The organism is Arthrobacter sp. ok909 (assembly GCF_900104405.1).
GTDB classification, from domain to species: domain Bacteria; phylum Actinomycetota; class Actinomycetes; order Actinomycetales; family Micrococcaceae; genus Arthrobacter; species Arthrobacter humicola.
Window position 1 is genome coordinate 1 of record NZ_FNJS01000024.1, and the last position, 17,550, is coordinate 17,550.

Genomic DNA, 17,550 nt, shown 5'->3' on the forward strand with positions numbered 1-17,550 from the left:
TGGACAGGCCGGCGTCCGCGGCGAGCGGTTTGAGCTGCTGGACGCTGGTGAGGATGTCCTCGGTCAGGTAGCGGTTGTCGGACTTGAGTTTGCCGTCCTGACCTGTGAAGCGTGATGCTGCCGGGGCGGCCTGGCCGGGGACGTATTTTCCGGTCAGGACGCCTTGGGCCATGGGTGACCAGCAAATCTGTCCCAGTCCCAGCTCCTCGCAGGTGGGGACGACTTCTTTTTCGATGACCCGCCAGAGCAGGGAATATTGAGGTTGGTTGGAGATGAGTTGAATGCCTAGTTCCCGGGCGAGGGCGGCGCCGGTGCGGATTTCGTCCACGGTCCATTCGGAGACTCCGATGTAGTGGGCCTTTCCGGCCCGGACGACGTCGGCGAAGGCCTGCATGGTTTCTTCCAGCGGTGTCTCGTAGTCGTAGCGGTGGGCCTGGTAGAGGTCCACGTAGTCGGTCTGCAGCCGCTTCAGCGAGCCGTTGATGGATTCCGTGATGTGCTTGCGGGACAGCCCGCGGTCATTCCGGCCCTCGCCGGTGGGGAAGTAGACCTTGGTGAAGATCTCGACGCTTTCGCGCCGCACACCGGCTAGAGCTTCACCGAGCGTGTGTTCTGCGCGGGTGCCGGCGTAGGCGTCGGCGGTGTCGAAGGTGGTAATGCCCAGATCCAGGGCCTGCCGGACGCAGGCCATGGCCTCGTCCTGGTCGATTTGCTCACCGTGGGTGACCCAGTTCCCGTAGGCGAGTCCGCTGATGTACATGCCGGAGGAACCAAGTTTGCGGTATTCCATGCTCGTACTGCCTTTCGGAGTCAGGTTGTCCCTGCGGCTACCGGGCCGGAAACGGCGCGGGAGGATGCTGAAATGTCAAAAGGATGGGTCTTGCTGCCCGGCTAGGATGCGGGCTGCAGATGGGTCCGGAGTTCCTGTAGCGTCGGCGGATTTGCTCCCGGGCGCCGCACCGTGATGGCGCCAGCCATGGATGCTGTGCGTCCCAGCTGCTCCAGAACAGCGGGCGCGAGGCCGTCGGTCCCGCGGGTGAGGAGCCCCAGGATCAGGGCTGCCATGTACGAGTCGCCGGCGCCGATCGTGTCGGCGACCCCGGATTCTACTGAAGGGATGTTCAGCCGTGTCGCAGCGGTGGCGAGCAGTGAACCCTGTGATCCTCTGGTGATGACAGCCAGCCCGGCGCCCAGCCCGAGGAGGTGCGCGGCGGTGTCATCCAAGTCCTTCCGGGGGTAGAGCCATTGGGCGTCCTCATCGCTGAGTTTGACGACGTCCGTCAGGTGAACCAGGTCTTCGAAGATGGACTTGGCCTCGGCATGACTGCCGAGCAGCGCGGGCCTGACATTGGGGTCATAGGTGATCGTGCATTCCTGGCGGCACTGTTGCAGGAGGGATTTGACCGCATCCGCGCCCGGCGCAAGAAACGTGGCGATCGAACCGGCGTGAAGGACCATCGGGAGATAGGCGGGCGCGGCCGGTTCCAGTGCCCAGGAAATGTCGAAGTCGTAGCTGGCGGACCCGTCCGTGGCGAGCGTTGCCGTCGCCGACGCGGTCCGGCCTAGGGAGTATGAGCCGGGCAGCACCGTCACGCCGGCACTGCGCAGGTGCCGCTCGATGGCGGCGCCGCGTTCGTCGTCGCCAATGGCAGTCAACAGCCCGGTGTTGACGCCGAGCCGGCCAAGCCCATAGGCGACATTGGCGGGTGACCCGCCAGGGTATTCGCTCGTCCCCTCGGGCGAGCTGACGACGTCGATGAGCGCTTCGCCGACAACGACGACGTCCAGGAACTGCCGGGACGGGCCGGCGGACTCGAGGTAGTGCATGTGCTGACTTTCTTCAGGTGGTGTGCCGTCGGGCTCGCGGTGGAGGACGCGGCGTTCATGGTGCGGACGTGATCAGGCCGCGGGGTCAGGGGGGCCACTGCCGCTTCGCCGGCAGGCTCGGGACCGTTATGCGTATTGCATGACGCTCAGGCTGTTGATGGTTGCCGTGCCCCCGATGGCGTAGAGCGAGATCTCGGTGCTGGTGGCGGCCGGGAAGATCAATTCGGTCAAGGTGACCTGGCCTCCCTGGGCGAAGACCTCGACGGAGCAGCGGTCCACATAGACGGTGAGTTCGTAGGAGCCGTCCGTCGTCCGGATCGGGGCGGTGTCGAGGGAGGCGAAGGATCCGTGGAAGTCTGTTTCCCCGGATTCCCGGCGGTCGACGACGATGAGCGCTTCCGTGGGACGGAGGCCGATGCGGGTTCCCCGTGTTCCATCGCCGCGGACAATCAGCCCGAATTCCTCGGCTGTTCCGGGTGTGACTGTGAGCTCGATGCGTTGGACGCTGCCGGCTGCGCCGTCGAGGGCGTGCTGGCCGTCGGATATTTCGACTGCCGCGAGGCTGAATGATGGGGTGTGTTCAGCGTGTGGGGCCAGATCCCCTGCGGCCTGCTGCACCAGCCGCCAGCTCCCATCCACGCTCTGCAGGGACACGTCACGGACCAGGGACATGGGACTGCGCCATGGCGATGTGGGGATCTCGTTGGCGTATTGCCAGTTGTTCATCCACGCGATCATGAGCCTTCGGCCGTCGGGAACGTCGCTGAACGAGACGGCCGCGTAGTAGTCGCGGCCCCAGTCGAGCCACTGGTACTCGCCCAGCCTGTCCGGGTCCTGCAGGCCGTCGGTGACCGTGGTGGCTGAGGTGAATGTGGTGCCGTCGAAGTCTCCGACGAAGTATTGCCCGGCCGAACCGCCGTTGGGGCCGCCGGGATTGAGGTTCACCGTCAGGACCCATTTCACGTCTTCCGGGTTACCGTCGACAGGCAGCGGGAAGAGGTCCGGGCACTCCCACACGCCGCCGGTCGCGTTGGCCGGGCCGAAGCTGCTCAACAGCTCCCAGTCCTTGAGGTCGTGGGACTTGTAGAAGACGACTTCGAAATCCTGGGCTTCCACGGCCACCATAACCCAGTAGCTCCCGGCGTCGGACTCGTAGCGGAAGACCTTGGGGTCGCGGAAGTCAGGTGACCCCCGGTCTAGTACGGGATTGCCGGGGTGTTTGGTCCAGGTGTAGCCGCCGTCCAGGCTGTAGGCCAAGGACTGGGCCTGGACACCGAAGAGTGCGGAGACCGTCTTGTAGGCGCTGGTGTAGATGGCGACCAGCGGCGCCGCGGAATCCGTGCCGAATCCGCTGGTGTTGTGCCGGTCGAAGACAATGCTGCCGGAGAAGATGTCTTCCGTCTCGTCGCAGGCGATGGCGACGGGGTGCTCGGTCCAAGTCAGCAGGTCCATGGAGGTGGCGTGCCCCCAGGACATGTTTCCCCAGACGTTGTCCAGCGGGTTGTTCTGGTAGTAGAGGTGGTAGACGCCCTCATGGTGGATCAGGCCGTTGGGGTCGTTGAGCCAGGTATTCCGGGCTGCGTAGTGCAGGGCAGGCCGGAAAGTGTCGGCCGTCGTGGCGGTCACGGCAGTCATGAGGGTCGGGTCTCGATTCTGTGCTGGTGCATGCGGGAATTTCCCGGTGCGGGGTCCCCGGAGGCGGGGCAGACCGGCGCGTGGTGTCCGGCCTGCCCCGTGGTCTCGGTGGCTAGGAGTTCTTCTTGTAGCGGTCGTAGGCTTGCTGGTAGACCTCGATCATCTTGTCGACACCGATGTTCTTGAGCTGGGTGACGTAGCCGTCCCATTCCTGCTCGATGCCTCCGGAGACGATCCACTTGGCCATGTTCTGCTTGACCAGGGAGGTGGTGTCGGTTTCAATGCTGCTGATCTGCTGGAGTTCGTCGGTGGACAGTGCCACCGGGGGGTAGCCGTCGTTGCCGGCGAAGGGCTTGTAGTTTTCGTTGACCGTCTTCTGGCGTTCCGCGGCGCGCGGTTCAGGAGCGACGACGGACTTGAAGTTCTCCGCCGTGTTGGCCTTCGGTCCGCCCGGGGCAACCTTCTGGCGGCGTTCACCTTCGCTGGTTCCGGCCGGCGCGGGGATCTGTACCAGCAGCCCGTTGGCATCCTTTTGCAGGGTTTCACCGATCGGTCCCCAGTTGGCCTGGGCGGACTGGATGGGGTCGTAGAGGTTATCGGCCCAGCGCATGGTCGCGGCGGGGTACTTGTCGGCCCGGGTGATGGCGAAGGCGCCGCGGGCGATTTCCTGGTTGTTGGACCGGCTGGCGATGCGCTTGCCGTCCACGCCCTGGAGCACGGGCACAAGGGCGTAGTCATTGGCGCGGTCTGCGCCGACCATCTCCGGAACTTCCCACCAGGCGAACGAGCCGAGGTTTTCCGTGGCGGCCTTGCCCTTGGCGAGGTAGGCCTTGTCGTCCTGGGAGAAGGATTCCGGATCGATCAGACCTTCCTGATACCACTGGTGCAGGGTCTGGATGGCTTTTTTGTAGCCGTCCTGCGTGGGGGTGAAGATGACCTTGTTGTCCTGCACGATGCGGTGATCCATGTTGTCCGGCACCCCGCCCAGGGCCGCGATCAGGTCAACGATGTCTCCGCACCAGGAGCCGGGCATGAAGCTCAGCGGGATGGTTTTGCCGGTCCCGGACGCGTCCTGGGTTTTGAACGCCAGAAGGGCGTCGTGGAATTCAGCGATGGTCTTGGGCATGGGGATGTTGAGCTTTTTCAGCCAGGCGGTATTGATGGCGATTTCGTTGGGGAACTGGACCAGGCCGAGCTCCTCAACGGACGGCAGGGAGTAGATGTGCCCGTCGGAGGAGGTGATGGCTGCCTTGATGTCCGGACGGGCTGCGAGCAGCTTGGCGAGATTGGGAGCGTTCTTCTCAATCAGGTTCTCCAGCGGGATCAGGGTGCCGCTGGCGGAGTACGTGGCGATCTCGGCATCCGTCAGGCCAGTGTTGAAGAACGCGTCGGGAAGGTCCCCGCTGGCCAGGATGAGGTTCTTCTTTTCCTGGAAGACCGTATCGGGCAGGTTCTGCCAGTCGATATGGATGTTGGTGTCCTTTTCCCAGTTCTTCACCACGGTCATGGTGTTGTAGTCCGGTGCCAGGGCCGTCTTGGTTCCCGAGAACTTCAGGGTCAGCTGCTTGCTGACGATCGGGAAGCCTGTTGCCTGGAATCCGAAGTCAGCGGAGGCGTCCTTGACCTCCGGAGAGCCGGACTGGCCGCCGGAACAGGCGGTGAACGTCATCGTTCCGGCCAGGAGGGCGCCAAGGACGGCGTATTTGCGGCTGATTGCCATGGTCATTCCTATTCTGAGGTGTGGTTTTGCCGGCCCGTGGCGAGTGCCCCGGGGACGGGTGGTGCGCGGCGAAGGGTCCCTATTTCACAGCGCCGATCATGGCGCCCTTGGTGAAGTGCTTCTGCATGAATGGCAGGGCAATCATCAGCGGCAGGCTCGAGACGACGATCATGGCGTACTTGGTGAGCTCCGCGATCCTTTGCGCTGCCGCATAGGACTGGATGTCTCCCCCGGTGGTGCCGGTGGATGAAACATCGGATTGGATGAGGATGTTGCGCAGGACGAGCTGCAGCGGGTATTTGGAGTCATCGTTCAGGAAGATCAGGGCGTCGAAGAACGAGTTCCACTGGGCCACGACGTGGATCATGACCATGAGCATGATCAGGGGCTTGGACAGGGGCAGCACCATCTTGAAGAAGAACTTGAAGTCGGTGGCCCCATCCATCTGGGCGGCTTCACGCAGTTCGTTGGGGATGGTGTGTTCGAAGAAGGAGCGGGCGATGATCAGGTTCCAGACACCGACCGCGCCTGGGAGAACGACGGCCCAGACGGTGTTGAGCATGCCCAGGTCCCGGACGACCAGGTACTTGGTGATGAGTCCGCCGTCGAAGAACATGGTGATGACGAACAGGAGCATCAGGATTTTCCGGCCCGGCATGTCCTTGCGGGACAGCGCGTAGGCGCCGCAGAGGATCGTGGTGACACTGATAGCGGTGCCCAGGACGGTGTAGATGACGGTGTTCCCCAGGCCGTTCCAGATCCGGCTGTCCGCGAAAATCCGCTGGTAGCCCTCAAATGTCACGCCGGAGGGGAACAGCCAGACCTTGCCTTCGTAGATCGCGTTCGGATCGCTGACGGACGCAATGACAATGAAGTAGAGGGGGTAGACCACAGCCAGGATGGACAGCAGCAGGATGGCTGTGGCTGCGATGTTGAAGGCGCGGTCACCGTACCTGTCCCGCAACGTCGGCCTGGGCCGGCCCGGGCTAACGTTTCTGTTCGGGGTGTCGATGTTGACGGGGCTGGTTTTCAAAGACATCTCGGCATCACCACAGGGTCGCTTGGTTGGCCCGGCGCGCCACCGTGTTGAAGAAGAGCAGCAGCGCCAGGTTGAGGACGGAGTTGAACAGGCCGATGGCGGCCGAATAGCTGAACTGCGCCTGCTGCAGACCCGCGTGGTAGACGTAGGTCTGGATGATCTCCGAGCTCGAGAGGTTCAGCGGCGTCTGCATTAGCAGCGCCTTCTCGAAACCGACATTCAGCAGGTTGCCGATGGCAAGGATGAACAGGATCGTTACCACCGGCATGATGCCCGGCAGATCGATATGCCGGATGCGCTGGAGCTTCGAGGCGCCGTCGACCTTCGCCGCGTCGTGCAGCGCCGGATCAATGGCCGCCAGGGCCGCCAAATACACGATCATGGAGAACCCGGCGTTCTGCCAGACATCCGAGATGACGTAGATGGGACGGAACCACTCCGCCGAACCCATAAAGAAGATCGGCTCGCCGCCGGCCAGCTGGATCGCGTTGTTCACCAGCCCCGACCGCGGCGACAGGACCACGAACATGATGCCCACCACCACGACGGTGGAAATGAACGCAGGCGAATAGAGCACCGTCTGGGTGAACTTCTTGAACCTCTCGCTCTGGAGCTGATTGACCAGCAACGCCAGGATGATCGGGATCGGGAAGGCCACCAGCAGGCCCAGAACGGCAATCCATAGCGTGTTTCCGAGGACCTGGCCGAACTGGTACGAGTTCACGAACCTGATGAAGTGCGTCAGGCCCACCCACGGACTGTCGGTAAAACCCTCAGCAGGGTTGTAGTTCTTGAACGCGATCTGCACCCCGTACATCGGCCAGTACTTGAAGACCAGGATGTACACGAGGGCCGGGGTTAGTAATACGTATAACTGCCAGGCCCGGGAAATCCTTTTCAGGCGAAGCGAAAAAGAAATCCTTCGTTGCGGCAGCGGTGCCGCGGACGGACGCCCGCGTCGGGCCGGGATGGTGCGGCTCACGGCATCTCCTTAGGATGTGTCACTGAATTCCGTTCAATCAAAGGGCACTCCATCAGCTCGACCCCGCCATGGGGTTCCGCATCCTGGAGAATCAGTTCAACTGCACGCCTGCCCATGGCGACGAACGGCAGTTCAAAAGTGGTCAGGCCCGGACGAAGGTGGGGCGCCACGGTCGTCTGGTTGTCGAAACCCACAATCGAGACGTCCGCGGGGATCGACAGACGCAGGTCCGCGACCGCCTGATAGGCGCCCCAGGCCGTCCGGTCGTTCGCACAGAAAATTGCGGTTGGCGGCTTGGCGGCCGTCATCAACTCCACCGCGTACCGGTAGCCGTCTTCCTCGCCGCCTCCGCCGAAGCGGACCAGCTCCGGATCCACGTCCAGGCCCGCCTCCTCAAGGGCCATCGTGTAGCCTTCGTAACGGCCGACGGCGGCGGGAAGTCTGCTTTCGAGGGTTTCGATATTGATCAGCCCTATACGGCGGTGCCCTGCGTCGAGCAGCCGGCGCGTGGCGGCATAGCCACCCTTCACCTCGTCCGGGGCGACGCTCGGGAGGCGTCCGGCACGGTCCTGGGAGTTCAGGACCACCGACCGCACACCCGCCAGGGCTTCCGGGACGTCCAGGCGCCGGTGGTACATGGCAGCGTAGACGACTCCCGCGACCTTGTAGGAGAGCATGGTGTCCAAGGATGCCGCTTCAAGGTCCTTGTCTCCGCCGGTGTTCATTGTGAGCAGGAGGAGCCCGTCTTCCCAGGCCCGCTCCTGCGCTCCCTCGATGATGGCGCCGGCAAAGGGAGTTGTGGCTACGGAATCGCCGATGAAACCGATCATGCCGGCCACGCCGTCGCGGAGAACCTTGGCGTGGGCGTTGGTGCGGTATCCCAGCCGGTCCACGGCGTCACGTACCCGCCGGCGGGTCTCTTCGGAAAAGCGCGAGCCGGAGGCCGAATTCAGAACCAGGGACACGGTGGCCTGAGAGACACCGGCGGCGGCGGCGACATCATGCATCGTCGGTCCGGACTTTGGCCGCGATCCAGCCATGGGCACCTCCTCGGGCCAAGTAATTCGATCGGTTATTCGTATAACTCGTTGTGAACTGTATCTTGCATCACATCGGCCGTCAACATGGCCAATGGGGTGCCCATCTCGATGGTCTCGATGTTGACGCCTGAGCATCTTCGAGTGCGACAGAGTATTCCATTCCGGCTCGACGAGATCGTACTTGGTGGGAGCATCTGCGGATTGGCCGTCTCAGCAGGCCCCGCAACGGACTCCCGTGCTTGGACTTTTGCACAAGGGAACGGAAGTGTCTCATTCATTTGACCATTGAGCCGACAAGCCCTTCCACGGTTAGCTGGATCACATCAACGTTTCCCCGTGACCTTTCAGGAATCCTCATGACTTTGCAGAAGAACCGGCCCTTCGGCGGCCCCGCGCACTGGGACGACGTCGAGATCGGCGACGCCGTCCACCTCCGCCGGGGTGGCCGCATTGAGTACGCCGGACGCGTCGATAACCGCACCGCCGACGGCGCCGTCGTGTGGGTGTTGTCCGACGGCGGACGCCGGCAGCTGTTCCATGTTGCCGACGGCTTCGAACTGATCGTGGCAGACCCCGAGGGAGCCCGTCATGCTGACAACTGAACGCCAAGCAACCCTGGTGCGGCAGCCGACCGCGCTGTCCGGCACCGCGGCCGGGACGGACACCTGGGCTTCCGGCGCCGCCTCCTGCCCCGATGACTGCCACTACTGCTCGGGCCCCGAGACGGACTAGCGACAGCGGCTTCCCTCCCCGGGCACTCCCGCACGCCTCCGGCGCCGGACGCCCGGGCTCCTCAGCTCCCGGGCCCCGGTAGAATCTGGTAGGAAACCGCGACCCGCGATCAGCGACCCGTCAGGAGGACTCCGTGCGACCACACCACGCCCGGGTTCCTTTCCATTCCCTCCGGGCCGCACTGTTCGCCACCACTGCGGTGACGCTGGCCGCCTGTGCCCACGTCGTCTCCGGCGGCCAACTGCCCGGTTCCGGCATTCTGGTTGCCATCCTGGCCCTGACCGGACTGGCCTGCACGGTTGCCACCCGGCTCCATCTTGGGTTCCCGGCCGCGGCCGCCCTCCTGGGCGCCGGCCAAGTGGCCCTGCACGAGGCCTTCACCGCGTTCGGCGGATCCGTTGCGGGGAAGCCGGCCGGCGAGCCACCCCACCATGGCCCGGCCGTCATCCCCGCTGGAACCCTCACCCATCTTCAGTCCCATGAGCTGGAATCCCCGCTTGCCCTGCTCATGCTGGCTGGCCACGCGCTGGCCACTCTTGCGTGCGCGCTGCTCCTGGCCAAGGGCGAGGACGCCCTGTGGGCTCTCGCCGCCTGGCTCCGGCCGCTTGTCCAGCTCCCGTCGCCGGTGACGCCCGACGCCGGCACCGCGCCGGCGTCGGGCGGCTGGCCTTCGGACTGTGCCCCGCTCCCCTGGCGGAACCTCCGGCCCGATAGCCGCCGGGGCCCGCCCGCCGCCGCCGTACTTCCCTGACATCGTTCCGGCCGCGGCCGGAGCTGAACCGCTCTGCTGTGCCCTTAACCGGCCCGTTCCGATCCGGCCTGCGCTGCCGTGCGCTGCCTGCGCTGATCGAATCCGCCTCGTTCCGGGCCGCCTGTGCTGCCCCGTTCTGACCTGGGCTGGGCTGATCCGCGCAGCCATGAGCGGTACGAGCCGCCGCGTCCACCCCCGCTTTCGCGCTGCCCCGAGCGCAGCGCGTCCGCCTGAAAGGCACCCCTACCGTGAAAACCACACTGCACGCCTCTACCCTCCGCCGCACCCTCTCCGTCACGGCCGTGGCCGGCGGAACGGCGGCGCTGATGCTCGCCGGGCTTCCGGCCGCGTCCGCGCACGTCGAAGCCACCCCGGACAAGACCGCCGCGAACTCGTACGCCCTGCTGACCTTCGGGATTCCGCACGGCTGCGACACGTCCGGGACCACCAAAATGACCATCACCCTGCCCGCCGAACTCAACGACGCCCAGCCCACCGTGAACCCGAACTGGACGGCACAGAAAGTGACGGAACAACTGCCCGCGCCCAAGAAGCTGGACAACGGCACGTCCATCACCAAGCGGACAAGCCAGATCGTCTACACGGCCAAGGCCCCGCTGGACCCGGAACTGCGGGACACCCTGGTGCTCTCCGTGAAGCTGCCCGATACCCCGGGAAAGACCCTCTACTTCCCCACCCTGCAGACCTGCGAGCAGGGTCAGACGGACTGGTCCCAGATCCCGCAGGAAGGCCAGGACGAGGAGTCCCTCAAAACCCCGTCACCGTCGGTGACGGTCACCGACGCTGACGCCGGCGCGGACGGCCATTCGGCCCACACCGCCAGCGTTGAGGCCGCCCCGGCCGCCACCCAGATGGCGTCCGTGGACGACGGCGGCGCGCAGGCCCGAAGCTGGGGCGCCTTGGCGGCCGGGCTCGGCGGCCTGGTGCTCGGCGGGGCCGCGTTCATCCGAAGCCGCGTGACGAACGGCAGCAGCGACGCATCTGAGAAGTAACACGCAGCGCGGTTTGCCTCGGTTGATGCCCGGAAATCACAATCCGGGCATCAATCGGGGCTCCGTCGCCGTGGCGTCGTTGACTAAGGCATCGGCGGGCATAAAGGTGGTGCCATGAGGTCTCAGCGAATGAATCATGCACTGCTTGTGACAACGGCTGCCGTCGCGGCCCTCCTGCTCAGCGGCTGCGGGGGCAGCGCGGCGCAGACCCAGTCGGCGACGTCCCCGGCTACGCCGTCGGCCAGCCCGGCCAGCCTGCCCGCAGCCTCCGGTGCCGCAACGGACACCTCTGCCGCCCCGGCATCGCAGGCGGCCCAGTCCGGCCCCGCGCTGTGCAAGGCCGCGGGCCTGACGGCCACCACCGACTCCACCGGCGGCGGCGCGGCGGGCAGCGTCTACATGAAACTGATCGTGACCAACTCCGGCACCGAGCCGTGCCTGCTCAAGGGCTACGCGGGCGTTTCCCTCACGGCAGGGGCCGACGGCGAGCCGATCGGCGCCGCGGCCACCCGCGATGACGCCACCCCGGTCACTGATGTCCAGCTTGCCCCGGGCCAGGCCGGCGTCGCCACCCTGCGCTATACCCAGGCCGCCAACTACGGGGACTGCACCCGGACGCCCGCGGCTGGATTCCGGGTCTACCCGCCCGAGGACACCGCTTCCCTGTTCCTCGCGCAGCCGCTTGATGCCTGCAGCAACACCGAGATCAACCTGCTGACCATCGGGGCCTTCCAGCCGAAGTAGCACCCGACGCCCCAGGACCTTGCCCGGCCAATAGTGTCGGCGGGTTAGGGCATGATGGAGGAATGAAGGGGCAGGAGCTCGCTGGCGGCACACTTGCGGCCGACGCCATGGACCGGTTCAGCCGGCCGACCCGGGACTGGTTCCTGGGCGCCTTTTCCGGGCCCACCCCGGCCCAGAACGGCGCTTGGAATGCCATCTCCTCCGGCTCGCACGCCCTCGTCGTCGCTCCCACCGGCTCCGGCAAGACGCTCGCCGCGTTCCTCTGGGCGCTCGACCGGCTGATCGTCTCCGCCCCGGTCGAGTCCGAAACCCTACCCGGCCTGGACGCGACGGCCAAGGGTGGGCGCCGGAAAACGGCCGCACGGAAGACCCGCGTACTGTACATTTCCCCGCTCAAGGCCCTCGGCGTCGACGTCGAACGCAACCTCCGCGCGCCGCTGATCGGCATCACGCAGACCGCCAAGCGCCTGGACCTGCCCGCCCCGCTCATCACCGTGGGCGTCCGGTCCGGGGATACGACGGCGGCCGACCGCCGCTCGCTGCTCAGCCACCCGCCGGACATCCTCATCACCACCCCGGAATCCCTTTTCCTGATGCTGACGTCCAAGGCGCGGGAAACCCTCAGCGAGGTGGACACGATCATCATCGACGAGGTCCACGCCGTCGCCGGCACCAAGCGCGGGGCACATCTGGCGGTGTCGCTGGAACGGCTCGACGCGCTGCTGCCCAAGCCCGCCCAGCGGATCGGGCTGTCGGCCACCGTGGAACCCAAAGAGCTGGTGGCGCAGTTCCTCGCCGGGTCGGCATCGGTGGAAATTGTGGCTCCTCCGTCGCGGAAGAACTGGGACCTGACCGTTTCTGTCCCGGTGGAGGACATGTCCGATCTCCAGGGCGCCGCGGGGGCCTTCGACTCGGGTCCTGCCTCCGGACTCCAGCCGCAGGCATCCATCTGGCCGCATGTGGAGGAGAAGATCGTGGACCTGGTGCTGGCCAACCAGTCCACCATCGTGTTCGCGAACTCCCGCCGCCTCGCCGAACGGCTCACCGCCCGGCTCAACGAGATCTACGCCGAACGCCAGCTCATGGCGGCCGGCGGCGGCTGGACCGAGTTTGGCGCAGGCGCGCCGGACTTCGAAGCCGGACCGAATGCTGTGCCGATCGCCGTGCAGTCCGGGGGCGCCTCGGCGCTGCCCACCTCCACCGCCACGCCGGCGCACATGATGGCCCAGGCCGGCAGCACCGCGGGCGCCGATCCCGTGCTGGCCCGCGCACACCACGGCTCCGTATCCAAGGATCAGCGGGCCCTGATCGAGGACGATCTCAAGTCCGGGCGGCTGCGCTGCGTCGTGGCCACGTCCTCCCTGGAACTGGGAATCGACATGGGAGCCGTGGACCTCGTGGTGCAGGTCGAGTCGCCGCCCTCGGTGGCCAGCGGCCTGCAGCGGGTGGGCCGCGCCGGCCACCAGGTGGGCGAAATCTCCCAGGGCGTCCTGTTCCCCAAGCACCGGGCCGACCTCGTCCACACGGCCATCACTGTGGAACGGATGCTCGACGGCAAGATCGAGCGGCTCAGCGTGCCGGCCAATCCGCTGGACATCCTTGCGCAGCAGACGGTCGCCGCCGCCGCGCTCGGCGCCATCGACGTCGAGGAATGGTTCGCCACGGTCCGGCGGTCCGCGCCCTTCGCCTCGCTCCCCCGGTCCGCGTTCGAGGCCACCTTGGACCTGCTCGCCGGACGCTACCCCTCGGACGAATTCGCCGAGCTGCGGCCGCGGGTCATCTGGGACCGGAACGCCGGGACCATCGAGGGCCGTCCCGGGGCGCAGCGGCTCGCCGTCACGTCCGGCGGAACCATCCCGGACCGCGGGCTGTTCGGCGTCTACATCATCGGCACCGAGGTCGAGGGCACCGGCGGTTCCGCCGGTGCCAGTGCGGACGGCAGGGCAGCCAGCCCTGCCACGGCGGCGGCCAAGGGCGGGCGCCGGGTGGGCGAACTCGACGAGGAAATGGTCTATGAATCGCGGGTGGGCGATATCTTCGCCCTTGGCGCCACCAGCTGGAAGATCGAGGACATCACGCACGACCGCGTCCTGGTCTCGCCGGCGTTCGGCCAGCCGGGCAAGCTGCCGTTCTGGAAGGGCGATTCGCTGGGCCGGCCCGTGGACTTGGGCCGCGCCCTCGGCGCGTTCATGCGCGAACTCTCAGCGTCCGACGTCGGACCGGCCACCGAGCGGTGCAAGGCCAGCGGGCTGGACGACTACGCGGCGAACAACCTGATCCAGTACCTCGCCGAACAACGGCTCGCCACCGAGGTGGTCCCCAGCGATACCACCCTCGTGGTGGAACGCTTCCACGACGAGCTCGGGGACTGGCGGGTGGTGCTGCACAGCCCGTTCGGCCTGCCGGTGCATGCGCCGTGGGCCCTGGCCGTGGGCCAGCGCCTGCACCAGCGCTACGGGATGGACGGCTCGGCGATGGCCGCCGACGACGGCATCGTGCTGCGGGTGCCGATGATGGAAGACGAGCCGCCGGGTGCGGAGCTGTTCCTCTTCGATCCCGAGGAACTGGAGCAGATCGTGACGGCGGAGGTCGGCGGCAGTGCCCTCTTCGCCTCCCGCTTCCGCGAGTGCGCCGCCCGCGCCCTGCTCCTGCCGCGGCAGAACCCCGGCAAGCGGCAGCCGCTGTGGCAGCAGCGGCAGCGCTCCGCGCAGTTGCTCGATGTGGCCCGGAAGTACCCGACGTTCCCGATTGTCCTGGAGACGGTGCGCGAGTGCCTGCAGGATGTCTACGACCTTCCGGCGCTCAAGGACATCGCCGCCTCGGTGGAACGCCGCGAGCTCAGGATTGTGCAGACCACCACCCAGCAGCCTTCGCCGTTCGCGAAGTCCTTGCTCTTCGGCTACGTGGCCCAGTTCCTCTACGAAGGGGATTCCCCGTTGGCGGAGCGCCGGGCCGCGGCCCTGGCGCTCGATTCCACCCTGCTCAATGAGCTCCTGGGCCGGGTGGAGCTGCGAGAACTGCTCGATGTGAAGGTCATCGACGCCACGGAACGTGAGCTGCAGCGGCTCGCTCCGGACCGCCGGGCGCGCGGGCTGGAGGGCGTTGCGGACCTCCTGCGTCTCCTGGGCCCGCTCACTCCGGACGAGGTTGCCGCCCGCCTGGAATCGGTGGCGGCACCTGCCGCGGGCATGGAAACCGCCGGAACCCTGGCGGCGGAGAGCGCCGAGGCTGCCCCGGCGCGGGAGCCTGCTCGGACCTCCAGTGACGCCGCCGCTGCCCACCTGACCGCGCTGCAGCGGGCCAACCGGGCGATCAAGGTCAACCTCGCCGGCGTCGAACGCTTTGCGGCGGTCGAAGACGCCGCCCGGCTCCGCGATGCCCTCGGCGTGCCGCTGCCCATGGGCGTGCCGCTGGCGTTCATTGAACCGGTCGCAGACCCGCTCGGCGACCTCGTCTCGCGCTACGCCCGCACGCACGGGCCCTTCACCGCCGCCGAGGCCGCGGCGCGGCTGGGCCTCGGCGTCGCCGTCGTCGGCACCGCGCTGAAGCGGCTCGCCGCGGACGGCCGCGTGGTGGAAGGCGAGTTCCGCCCGCACGCGCCGGCGCCCGCAGTCACGGCGGACACTACGGCAGCCAGCACGGCACCCGGCACCGCGGAATCCGAGCACGCGGCGGCCACGGCTCCGTCTGCCGTTCTGCCCGCTGTCCTGCCGCTGGCAGGTATCAGCGAATGGTGCGACGCGGAGGTCCTCCGCAAGCTGCGCCGCCGTTCGCTTGCAGCGCTCCGGGCCGAAGTGGAGCCCGTGGACGCCACGGCGTACGGCCGGTTCCTTCCCGCCTGGCAAAACGTGCGAACACCCGGCGGCCGGGGGCAGTCCGCGCTGCGCGGCCTCGACGGCATCATCACGGCCATCGACCAGCTCTCCGGCGTGCCCATTCCGGCTTCCGCCTGGGAGCCGCTGGTGCTGGCCAGCCGCGTCTCCAATTACCAGCCGGCCATGCTGGACGAACTCATGGCCGCGGGCGAGGTCCTCTGGTCCGGGGCCGGCTCGCTGCCCGGCAACGACGGCTGGATCAGCCTCCACCTCGCCGATTCGGCCGAACTGACGCTGAATCCCGCCGTCGATTTCGAACCCGGCGACGCGCAGCGGCGGATCCTGGAACACCTGCAGACCAACGGCGGCGGCTATTTCTTCCGGCAGCTGACCGACGTTGCCGGCGGCATGGACACCGTACTGAGCGACCAGGACGTGGTGGCCGCGCTGTGGGATCTCGCCTGGGCGGGCCGGATCACCGGCGACACCTTTGCCCCCGTCCGGGCCCTCATCGCCGGCGGGCACACCGCGCACCGGCAGGTGGGGCGCGCCCCGCGGGCCCGCGCGCCGCGGCTCAGCCGGCTCGGGCGCGCGCACGGCACCGGCCTGCTCGGATCGCCGGGACTCACCGGCGGCAGGTACGGCTCGGTGACCGGCACCGCGCCCGCTCCCCCGCTCGCCGCTGGACGCTGGTCCGCCCTGCCGTCCCCGGAACTCGATGCCACCATCCACGCCCGGGCCACCGCGGAACTCCTCCTGGACCGCTACGGCGTGGTCACCCGCGGCTCCGTCATGGCAGAAAACATCCTCGGCGGCTTTGGCCTCATGTACAAGGTGCTGGCACGGCTCGAGGAGGCCGGCCGGTGCCGACGCGGCTACTTCATCGAGCACCTCGGCGCCGCGCAGTTCGCCGTGCCGGCCACCGTGGACCGGCTGCGGTCCTACGTCGAGGACGCCCAGCTGCACAAGGCCGAACCGGTGGCGCTCGCCCTCGCCGCCACCGACCCCGCCAACCCGTACGGCGCCGCGCTGCCGTGGCCCGCGCTTAACGTCGACGCCGGCACGGGCCACCGCCCCGGCCGGAAAGCCGGCGCCCTTGTGGTTCTGGTCGACGGCGCCCTGGCCCTCTACGTCGAACGCGGCGGCAAGACCCTGCTCGCCTTCAGCGACGACACCGAGGTCCTGGCCGCGGCGGGCACGGCCCTGGTGGGAGTGGTGACCCGCGGCGCGGTGGACAAGCTGATCATGGAGAAGGTCAACGGCCACGGCATCCTGGACACCCCGGTGGCCGCCGCCCTCGCCCAGGCCGGGGCCTACTCCACCCCGAAGGGACTGAGGATCCGTGCCTGAGGGCGATTCCGTCTTCCGCGCCGCGGCGCAGCTGCATGCCGCTCTGGCCGGGAAGGAACTGGTCTCGTCCGACTTCCGCGTCCCGCGCTTCGCCACCCTGAAACTCGGCGGCTGGACCGTGGACGAGGTGGTGCCCCGCGGCAAGCACCTGCTGATGCGGGTGCAGGGGCCGACGCCGAAGGACCGGCTCACCATCCACTCGCACCTGAAGATGGAGGGCAGCTGGCAGGTCTACCCGTCCGGAGGGCGGTGGCGGAAGCCCGGCTTCACGGCCCGGTGCGTGCTGCGCACCGCCACGGCCGAGGCCGTCGGGTTCTCCCTCGGCATTCTTGAGGTGGTCCGCACCGACCAGGAGGGCTCGATCGTGGGGCACCTGGGCCCGGATCTGCTGGGCCCGGACTGGGACGCGGCCGAGGCCGAACGCCGGCTGCGCGCGGACCCCGACGTGCCCATCGGGGTCGCCCTGCTGGACCAAAGCAAGCTGGCGGGGATCGGGAATATCTACCGGTGCGAGGCCTGCTTCCTCTCGGGCGTCCATCCGGGGGCGCCCGTGTCCGCGGTGCCGGATCTCGCCGCCATGATCACGGACGCCCAGGTTCTGCTGTCGGCCAATCTCGGCCCGGGCCGCCGGACCACCGTGCTGAATGCGCGGGGTGTCCCGGTGGGCCGCACGGCCGGGCGCCCCGGCTACTGGGTCTACCGGCGCGAGCACCAGCCGTGCCTCAAATGCGGTACCCCGATCCGCCGCGGGGTCCTTGGCAAGGAGACCGTCAGCGGTGCCATCACGGAGGAACGGGACATCTACTATTGCCCCACGTGCCAGCCGCTGCCCGGTCCTGACAGGGCCAGCGTCGGCTGAGGGGGCGGAACCGGACACATCAGCCGGTCATCAGATCCGCTGA

The 17,550-nt window shown here is 67.4% G+C and carries 14 protein-coding genes; 7 read left to right on the forward strand and 7 right to left on the reverse strand.

Annotation, left to right across the window (positions count from 1 at the left end):
• The 7 genes from BLR03_RS17000 to BLR03_RS17030 all read right to left on the reverse strand — a co-directional run.
• Positions 1-790 (reverse strand): aldo/keto reductase (locus BLR03_RS17000; protein ID WP_091254981.1); only part of this gene is annotated, 790 nt, incomplete at its 3' end.
• Positions 791-891: 101 nt separating this feature from the next.
• The gene (locus BLR03_RS17005) at positions 892-1,827 is read right to left on the reverse strand and encodes a carbohydrate kinase family protein (protein ID WP_091254983.1); all 936 of its coding nucleotides are present in this window, start codon (positions 1,825-1,827) and stop codon (positions 892-894) included.
• A gap of 126 nt (positions 1,828-1,953) precedes the next feature.
• Positions 1,954-3,462, reverse strand: coding sequence for a glycoside hydrolase family 32 protein (locus BLR03_RS17010; protein ID WP_091254984.1), 1,509 nt, complete (start codon positions 3,460-3,462; stop codon positions 1,954-1,956).
• Positions 3,463-3,574: 112 nt separating this feature from the next.
• Positions 3,575-5,182 carry an ABC transporter substrate-binding protein gene (locus tag BLR03_RS17015; protein WP_091254986.1) on the reverse strand — a complete coding sequence of 536 codons (1,608 nt, stop codon included), beginning with the start codon at positions 5,180-5,182 and terminating at the stop codon, positions 3,575-3,577.
• Positions 5,183-5,261: 79 nt separating this feature from the next.
• Positions 5,262-6,221, reverse strand: coding sequence for a carbohydrate ABC transporter permease (locus tag BLR03_RS17020; protein ID WP_254788565.1), 960 nt, complete (start codon positions 6,219-6,221; stop codon positions 5,262-5,264).
• A 7-nt stretch (positions 6,222-6,228) separates the two neighbouring features.
• Positions 6,229-7,203 (reverse strand): ABC transporter permease, encoded by a 975-nt coding sequence (locus BLR03_RS17025; protein ID WP_254788566.1) that lies wholly within the window; start codon positions 7,201-7,203, stop codon positions 6,229-6,231.
• Positions 7,200-8,243, reverse strand: a complete 1,044-nt coding sequence (locus tag BLR03_RS17030) for a LacI family DNA-binding transcriptional regulator (RefSeq protein WP_254788567.1) — start codon at positions 8,241-8,243, stop codon at positions 7,200-7,202. Before BLR03_RS17030 ends, BLR03_RS17025 begins: the two co-directional genes overlap by 4 nt.
• 356 nt (positions 8,244-8,599) lie before the next feature.
• On the opposite strand from BLR03_RS17030, the gene BLR03_RS17035 reads away from it, so the two are divergent.
• The 7 genes from BLR03_RS17035 (at position 8,600) to BLR03_RS17060 (ending at position 17,507) form a co-directional block, all read left to right on the forward strand.
• On the forward strand, positions 8,600-8,845 hold the full coding sequence (locus tag BLR03_RS17035; RefSeq protein WP_091254992.1) for a hypothetical protein: 246 nt from the start codon (positions 8,600-8,602) through the stop codon (positions 8,843-8,845).
• Positions 8,832-8,975: a hypothetical protein gene (locus BLR03_RS24500; protein WP_175460600.1), complete on the forward strand. Its 144-nt coding sequence runs from the start codon at positions 8,832-8,834 to the stop codon at positions 8,973-8,975. Before BLR03_RS17035 ends, BLR03_RS24500 begins: the two co-directional genes overlap by 14 nt.
• 133 nt (positions 8,976-9,108) lie before the next feature.
• Positions 9,109-9,726: a hypothetical protein gene (locus BLR03_RS17040; RefSeq protein ID WP_091254994.1), complete on the forward strand. Its 618-nt coding sequence runs from the start codon at positions 9,109-9,111 to the stop codon at positions 9,724-9,726.
• A 326-nt stretch (positions 9,727-10,052) separates the two neighbouring features.
• Complete coding sequence (locus BLR03_RS17045) at positions 10,053-10,739, forward strand: YcnI family copper-binding membrane protein (protein WP_091255078.1); 687 nt, start codon at positions 10,053-10,055, stop codon at positions 10,737-10,739.
• A 129-nt stretch (positions 10,740-10,868) separates the two neighbouring features.
• Complete coding sequence (locus BLR03_RS17050) at positions 10,869-11,483, forward strand: DUF4232 domain-containing protein (protein WP_091254995.1); 615 nt, start codon at positions 10,869-10,871, stop codon at positions 11,481-11,483.
• Between the two features lie 62 nt (positions 11,484-11,545).
• The gene (locus tag BLR03_RS17055) at positions 11,546-16,648 is read left to right on the forward strand and encodes an Lhr family helicase (RefSeq protein WP_091254997.1); all 5,103 of its coding nucleotides are present in this window, start codon (positions 11,546-11,548) and stop codon (positions 16,646-16,648) included.
• The gene (locus tag BLR03_RS17060; protein ID WP_091254998.1) at positions 16,641-17,507 is read left to right on the forward strand and encodes a DNA-formamidopyrimidine glycosylase family protein; all 867 of its coding nucleotides are present in this window, start codon (positions 16,641-16,643) and stop codon (positions 17,505-17,507) included. The genes BLR03_RS17055 and BLR03_RS17060 overlap by 8 nt, the downstream gene beginning before the upstream one ends.
• The last annotated feature ends 43 nt before the right edge of the window (positions 17,508-17,550 follow it).